Genomic DNA, 6453 nt, shown 5'->3' with positions numbered 1-6453 from the left:
CCCGGAGGGGTGTGCCCCGGATCTCGATCGTGGTTTCCGATCGCGGCCGTGTTCAAGATCACCTCTTTCAGGGTGATCCGCCTCCCGGACCCGGGCTGGCGTCGCGTCCGGCCCCGCTTCGGGATCCGGCCCGCCGCCTGCCCGTGCGTCGCCTGCCGAGCGGGCGCGGGGTGCGGTTCCAGTCCAGCCGCACCGGCGGGATCAGGTGCGGTAGTTCCCGGATCATCCGAATCGTCCAGCGGTGCTCCGCGCCGAGGCCGTCCCGCGCGTGCTCGTGGATGCGCCGGTGATGGAAGCGACACAGCAGCACCCCGTTTGTGATGTCGGTTGGCCCGTTCAAATGGTGTTCGCTCCACGGAATGACGTGGTGGGCGTCGCAGTCGGTGGGTGGGGCGTCGCAGCCGGGCCAGACGCAGCCGCCGTCTCTGGCGGCCAGGGCGAGTTTCTGCGCCGGGGTGAACAGGCGTTGCGCCCGCCCCTGCGCGAGCACGGCCCCGGTTGTTCCGAAGACCGTGATCGCGTACTTGCCGTCGCAGAGCTCCCGGAGCGCGGTTTCGGCGGACAGGGGTGCGAAGATGCCGTCCGCCCAGGCGGGACCGGTGCCGTCCTGGAGGGATTCGGCGCTGACGTGGATGTTCACGAGGGTGCTCGCCCCCGTGGCCACGCCCGCGTTGCGCTCGGCGAGGTGCGCGCGGATGCCGTCGATGAGGCGGTCCAGGGTGCGCTGGGCCGGGGTGCGGTCGTCGGGGGTGGGATCAGCGTCGCTACTGCTTGGGGAATGGGCGGTGACGGGTTGGAAGCGGACACCGGATTCGACGTTGGATCCGGCCTCGGGGTTCGTGCCCGTGCCCGTGTCGGTTCCTGCGTGCGCGTCTGCGCCCGTTTCCTCGGCGCGCTGGTGCTCCGCCCACTCTATGGCCCGTTCCCGCTCCGTTGGGGTCACGAGCGCGGTCATGATCGCCGCGGACTCGGGATCGAGGAGCCCGGTGAGCCGGGTCATCCCGTCCGACAGCGGCGTCAACCGCAGGAACCGCTTTTGACGGCGTTCGGCCTCGTCGGGGGCGGCTCCGTCTGGGTCGAGGAGTTCGACGGCGTGCTCGGTGAGCCTGGCCACCTCCTCGGCGCTGTGCCGGAGCCCGCCCGTGTCGGACCCAGCGAGGGTAACGAGTTCCCGTTCGGCGGTAGCTGTCTGTTCGCTCGCCCCGATCCGTGTGATCACCCGGGAGAGCCCGGCCACGATCACCTCCGCGGCGTCGGTGCCGAGCTCGCCCGCGTCGAGGGCCGCGGAGACCGCGGGAAACGGGCCGGGGACCGGCTCGCCCAAAAGGTTCGTCGCCGTGCGGGTGCGCTTGGCGAGCCGGATGCGTTGCCGGGCGGTCCGCTCGGAAACCCCGGTCACAGACGCGGTGAGCGCGCCGGGCGACCGGAAGTTTTGCTGTCTCGCGAGGCCTTCGGACCCATATTCGCGGGCGGATGCCTCGTCGACGCGGCCCGCGGCCCAGACCCGGGCGGCGTCCACGTGCCGGGCCAGCCCCTCGACGGCTGCCAGATCGCGGAGAATGCGCTCGTGGCGGCGGGCCTTTGCCGGGTCGAGGACCCCCTCGGCGGCCCCGTCGGGCTGGATGACGCCCTGCAGCCCGCCACCCCAGTCGAGGACGCCCCGCCCGGCCCCGGCGGTGTCTCGGGCCGTGGCGCGCTCCTCGGCGAGCGCGCGGGCGGCCTCGTCCCGCAACTGGCCGAGCACCAGCGCGAGCAATTCGGTGGCCCCCGCGACGGACACCGGAACGGTCACGGAGTTGACTGCATCAGCGGTGTCCCTCGGAGTCCCGAGTGCGGGTGTTTCCGGGGCATTCCCGGGCACTGCGGCCCCGCCCGGGTGAAACCCGGGGAGGGCGGCGTCGGTGCTCGGGAAGAAGTTCATGTGCAGACGGTAACCGGGACCACTGACATTCGCGTTTGCCGGGGTGTGAGAGGAGTGGACCGCGGCGGCATGGCGAAAACCTTCGCGTGCCGCCGGAGTGCGCCACCGTGGAAACACGCCAACGCGGGAGCGCCCGGGAGCTGGGCCGCGCCTGGAAATTGGGCCCTCCGCAGATGCGGCAAGGCCCCGTCCGGGTGGAACCCGGGGGCGGGTGCGGCGGTGCTCGGGAAGACGTTCATGTGCAGACCGTAACCGGGACCACCGACATTCTCGTTTGCCGGAGTGCGGGGCGCGTCGACCGCGGCGGCACAGCGTCGAACCGAGCGTGCAACCGGAGTGCGGAACCGTGGAAACACGCCACCACGGGAGCCCCTGGGAGCAGGTCCGCACCCCGGAATTGCGCCGTTCGCGGAGGCGGTGCGGCCCCGCTCGGGTGGAACCCGGGGGCGGCATCAGTGTTCGGGGAGACGTTCATGTGCAGACCGTCACCGGGGCCACCGCCATTGAACCTGATGGGGTGCGGGACGGGTTGACCGCAGTGGCACGGCGACCTTTCGCGCGTGCTGTCGGAGTGAGCCTCCGTGGAAACCCACCACCGCAGGAGACCCTCGGTGCATGACCGCGGCTGGGCATCGCCCCGTCCGCGGAGGCAGCGCGTCCCCGCCCGGGTGGACCCCGGGGAAGGCGGCGGCGGTGCTCGGGAAGACGTTCATGTGCAGACCGTCACCGGGACCACCGACATTCGAACCTGATGGGGTGCGGGACGGGTTGACCGCGGTGGCACGGCGACCTTTCGCGCGTGCTGTCGGAGTGAGCCTCCGTGGAAACACACCACCGCAGGAGACCCTCGGTGCATGACCGCGCCTGGGCATCGCCCCGTCCGCGGAGGCGGCGCGTCCGCGCCCGGGTGGACCCCGGGGAAGGCGGCGGCGGTGTTCGGGAAGACGTTCATGTGCAGACGGTCACCGGGACTACCGACATTCGCGTTTGCCGGGGTGCGGGACGTGGAGACCGCGGTGGCAGGACGGAAATCCGTGCGTGCCGCTCGGGTGCATGGCCGTTCAGGGGTCTCACCGCGCCTGCCGATCGGGCTCGGGGTGGGACACCGCATCGAACGGTCCGCGCCGTCACAACCACCCAACGACGGAGGAACCCGGGGAAGGGGGCATCGGTGCTCGAGAAGACGTTCATGAGCAGACCAGAACCGGACCACCGACACTCGAACCTGGTGGGGTGCGGGGCGCATGGACCGCGGCGACCCGGCGGATTTTCGCGCGTGCTGCCGGCGTGCGCCACCGGGGAAAGTTCTCTCTCCGGGAGCCCCTCGGCGCAGGGCCGCGTCTCGGAGTCGCGCGGTCCGCGGAGGCCGCACTGTCCCGCGCGGGACACCTCCCCAGTCGAGGACGCCCCGCCCGGCCCCGGCGGGGGTCTCGGGCCGCGGGGCGCTCCTCGGCGAGCGTGCGGGCGGCCTCGTCGCGGAGCGCGGTGAGGATCAGTTGCGCGGCTTCGGTGAGGCCTGCGAACGTGCGCGGGATGCGCACGGAATCGTACTCGTTCGGGACCCAGCACCGTCGAGAGGCGCAGCGCTGTGTTTCCCGCGCCCGGGCATCCCGGTCCCGCCCGGGAGGGTCCCGGGGGAGTCGGCGAGGGTGCTCGGGGTGAGGTTCCTCTGGAGAGGTGAACGGGGACCACTGAGACACGCGTTTCTGGGAGAAAACTGCCGCAAAACGGGCCACGACCCCGCGGGTTCTGGCCGCGATGGTGACATCGCGTTCGCGTTCGCGAGCGCGGGCACCGGGCGACCGCGGGGCCCGCGCCGGGCACAACCGCACTGCGCCCGACTGCGCCCGCACTGCGCCCGACCGCGCCCTACCGCGGGCCGGGGCGGGCCGATAGGCTGAGGCCACGCTGGAGAGGACGCATAATGAACCTGACCGACCGCCTGATCGGCACCCACAACGCCCGGGAACTCCGGGACCTCACGAACGCGGAGGGTGTCCGGCTTCGGCCCGGGGTGCTCTTCCGCACCGACGGGCTCGGCGAGCTCACCGAGGCGGGGGTGGCCGCGATCCCGGAGCTCGGCATCGGCACCGTCGTCGACCTCCGCACCGACGCGGAGCAGGCGCGCTCCGCCGATCGGCTCCCCGCGGACGGCAGCGTGGCCTTCGTCTCGTTGCCCGTGCTGGGCGGGGCGATGGACGAGATGGTCAAGCAGATGATGCCCGGTGGGCTCACGGAGGCCCCGAGCCCCGAGCAGATCGCCGCCATCATGGCCGGGGTGCCGACCCTGGAGGAGCTCTACGTGGCGATCCTGGGCAGCAGCGCCCCGCAGTTCGCCGAGCTGGCCCGCGCCGTGATCGCCGGAGCCGGGACGGAGCGCCCCGGCGTGCTGTTCCACTGCACCGCGGGCAAGGACCGCACCGGGCTCGCCGCCGCGCTCCTGCTCTCGGTCGCGGGCATGGATCGGGCCGACATCGTCGCCGACTACACGCTCACCGAGACGAACCTGCGACAGGGCTTCGCCGAGAACCTGTCCGCGCTCGTCACCAGCCTGGGGGTGCCGCTCACGCCGCGGCTGCGCACGCTGACCTCCGAGGCGCCCGCCCACGCGATCGAGACCGCGCTGGACTGGGTGGCCGCCGAGCACGGCGACGCCGCGGGCTACCTGCGCTCCGGCGGGCTGGACGAGGCGGAGCTGCTCCAGCTTCGCGCCGCGCTGCTGGACGGCTAGCCGCGGAGCGCGGCGAGGCCGCGGGCTATCTGTGCTCCGGCGGGCTGGCCTAGATCCAGCCCCGCTCCTGCGCCTCCAGCACGGCCTGCTGTCGATTGTCGAGCCCGAGCTTCGTCAGGATCGAGGAGACGTAGTTGCGCACGGTCCCCGGGGACAGGTGCAGCTCCGCCGCGATCTGGCTGACCGGCTGTCCGCCGACCCCGGCCCGGAGCACATCGAGTTCCCGGTCGGTGAGCGGGCTCCGCTCCGCGGCGAGGGCGTCGGCGGCGATCTCGGGGTCCACGTAGCGGCGACCCTGGGCGACGAGGCGGATGACCTCGGCCACGTCCTCGGCGCGCCGGGACTTCGGCAGGAAGCCCGCGACCCCGGCCTGGAGCGCGCGGCGGAGCACCCCGGGGCGGGCGTGCCGCGTGACCATGATGACCCTCGCGGGGGAGAGCCGGCGGAGCTGCTCTGCGGCGGCAACCCCGTCGAGGACGGGCATCTCCACGTCGAGCAGGCACACGTCGGGGCCGAGCCGGGTGGCCTCGGCGACCGCCTCCGCGCCGTTGCGGCACTCGGCGACCACTTCGATATCAGGCTCCAGCCGGAGCAGGGCCGCGAGCGCGGTGCGGATCATGTCCTCGTCGTCGGCGAGCAGGACCCGGATCATGCCCGGCTGCCTTCCGGAACCGTGGCCTGCACCGCGAAGGTGTCCGCCTGCTCGGTGGCGGCGAAGGAACCGCCCACCCGTTCGACCCGCTCGGCCATGCCGCCGAGCCCGGACCCGGCCCGGTGGGACGCGCTGCCCGGGAGACGGTCGTTCTCGATCCGGAGGTGCCAGCCGCCCTGATCCGCGCGGAGCGAGAGCCGCGCGGAGCCGCCCGCGCCGTGCTTCAAGATGTTCGTCGTGGCCTCGCGCACGATGGGACCGAACACCTCCGCGGGGGCGCGCTCGGCGGACGGGGCGACGTCGAGCCGCACCCGGAGTCCCGCCGAGCGGAGCAGGTCGGCCGCGTTGGAGAGTTCGTCGACGAGGGGCACGCCGCGGAAGCGGGTCGCGAGGTCGCGCGTGCCCGTGCGCGCCTCGTCCACGGAGCGCTGCGCGGCGAGGATCTGGGCCCGGGCCTCCTGCGGGTCGCCCGGCAGGAGCCGCTCGGCGAGTTCGAGTTGCAGGGCAATGACCTGCAGGTGGTGGCCCTGGAGGTCGTGGACGTCGGCGGCGAGCCGGAGCCGTTCCTGGGTGGCGGCGAGCCGCCCCTCGGCCGCGCGTGCTCGGTCCAGTTCGCCTACCACCTCCCACCACCAGAGCATGCTGATGATGGCGGCCGGGAGGAGCACGGTGAACAGGAGCGGGGCGAAGATCGTGCCGACCAGGGAGGGGGCGCCAGCCAGAGCCGGGCCGTGTTCGAGCCAGGCGAAGAACAGGATGAGCGCCGAGAGGCTCGCGAGCAGGCGGCCCCGAACGCCGCGAACGATTGGCAGCGTCGCGATGAGGGTGCCGCCCAGCGAGAGGCTGAGCGTCACGCTGTGGGCCAGGAGGCCGAGCGCCACGGTCGCGGCGAGGCCCGCGAGGAGCCAAGCGAGCCCGGAGGTGGGCTTCTCGGCGGGGCGCGCGCGAGCGGTTCGGTGATAGGTGAAGACGAAGGTCAGCGCCGTGAAGGCGATGAGCCAGAGCACCCCGGCCGCGGCGAAACCGGTCACCGCGGGCAGGGGGTGCCGGGCGGTGATCGCAACCTCCAGGCTCCAGAAGAACAGCAGGGCGAGGGCGAACACCTGCGCCGAGAGGATCGTGTACCACCAGGTCGCGGCGACCCCCTTA

4 protein-coding genes are annotated in these 6453 nt (G+C 72.8%); 1 reads left to right on the top strand and 3 read right to left on the bottom strand.

What is annotated here, in order from left to right; translation table 11 throughout:
• Positions 1-67: 67 nt before the first annotated feature.
• A complete protein-coding gene (locus tag OOT08_RS05275) occupies positions 68-1921 on the bottom strand; it encodes an HNH endonuclease signature motif containing protein (RefSeq protein WP_325091524.1) in 1854 nt (617 codons plus the stop codon).
• A gap of 1924 nt (positions 1922-3845) precedes the next feature.
• Between OOT08_RS05275 and OOT08_RS05270 the strand changes: the two genes are divergently transcribed.
• Entirely contained in the window at positions 3846-4652 is an 807-nt protein-coding gene (locus OOT08_RS05270; protein ID WP_325091523.1) for a tyrosine-protein phosphatase, read from the top strand.
• 49 nt (positions 4653-4701) lie between these two features.
• Here the strand turns inward: OOT08_RS05270 and OOT08_RS05265 are convergent, their stop codons facing one another.
• Together OOT08_RS05265 and OOT08_RS05260 are read right to left on the bottom strand one after the other, a co-directional pair.
• Positions 4702-5304, bottom strand: a complete 603-nt coding sequence (locus tag OOT08_RS05265; protein ID WP_325091522.1) for a response regulator transcription factor — start codon at positions 5302-5304, stop codon at positions 4702-4704.
• A partial coding sequence (locus OOT08_RS05260; RefSeq protein WP_325091521.1) for a sensor histidine kinase occupies positions 5301-6453 on the bottom strand: 1153 nt, incomplete at its 5' end. The genes OOT08_RS05260 and OOT08_RS05265, both read right to left, overlap by 4 nt.

Origin of the sequence: Leucobacter sp. M11 (genome assembly GCF_035726885.1) — a bacterium.
GTDB lineage: Bacteria > Actinomycetota > Actinomycetes > Actinomycetales > Microbacteriaceae > JAPFRB01.
The sequence above is the reverse complement of the archived record's forward strand: the minus strand, read 5'-3'. Positions and strand labels throughout refer to the sequence as shown.

What these genes read in the sequence shown, in the direction of transcription:
- OOT08_RS05275 (WP_325091524.1), bottom strand. Translation starts at nt 1,921, where the DNA reads ATGAACTTCTTCCCGAGCACCGACGCCGCCCTCCCCGGGTTTCACCCG.
- OOT08_RS05270 (WP_325091523.1), top strand. Translation starts at nt 3,846, where the DNA reads ATGAACCTGACCGACCGCCTGATCGGCACCCACAACGCCCGGGAACTC.
- OOT08_RS05265 (WP_325091522.1), bottom strand. Translation starts at nt 5,304, where the DNA reads ATGATCCGGGTCCTGCTCGCCGACGACGAGGACATGATCCGCACCGCG.